The sequence below is a fragment of the Bartonella sp. MR90HLJMH genome (assembly GCF_042194115.1).
Classification (GTDB): Bacteria; Pseudomonadota; Alphaproteobacteria; order Rhizobiales; family Rhizobiaceae; genus Bartonella; species Bartonella grahamii.
In genome coordinates this window covers 1-514 of record NZ_JBHIMM010000052.1, presented here as the reverse complement: position 1 = coordinate 514, position 514 = coordinate 1, and the positions used below count along the sequence as shown (strand labels likewise).

General features: G+C 42.0%; 1 protein-coding gene. It reads left to right on the top strand.

Annotated elements, in window-relative coordinates; all coding sequences use genetic code 11:
• Window positions 1-514 (top strand): ABC transporter substrate-binding protein (locus ACFIJ9_RS08725; protein ID WP_375636804.1); only part of this gene is annotated, 514 nt, incomplete at both ends.

The window sequence follows — 514 nt, the reverse complement described above, 5'->3', positions numbered from 1 at the left end:
CATTCTGCTTGTGTTGGTCCTTATCAGTTAGAGAGTTGGCGTCCTGGAGAAGCTCTTTTATTGCGTGCAAGCTCCAATTATTGGGGGGAAGCGCCTAAATTGAAGAAGATTTTAATTCGCCATGTTGCGGAGCCTGGAACGCAACGTTTATTATTGGAAAAATACGATATCGATGTTGCACGTAATCTGATGCCAGAGGATTTGTCAGATCTCCAAGCAACAACGGATATTAAGGTTGAAAAAGTGTTGGCGCCCTCCATGATTATATGGGGTTTTAATACGACGAACCCTATTTTTGCTAAGGAAAAAGTGCGTTTAGCGATGCGCTATCTTATTGATTATGAAGGACTCAGTAAGACCCTTCTCAAAGATGTTGGTATTCCCCGTGCAAGTTTTATTCCTCTTGGTAATCTTGGGGCTTTGGATGAAAAAGAAGGACAACCCTTTAAACTTGATCTCCAAAAAGCAAAGGAACTTTTAACAGAGGCAGGTTATCCGGATGGTTTTGAGGCCA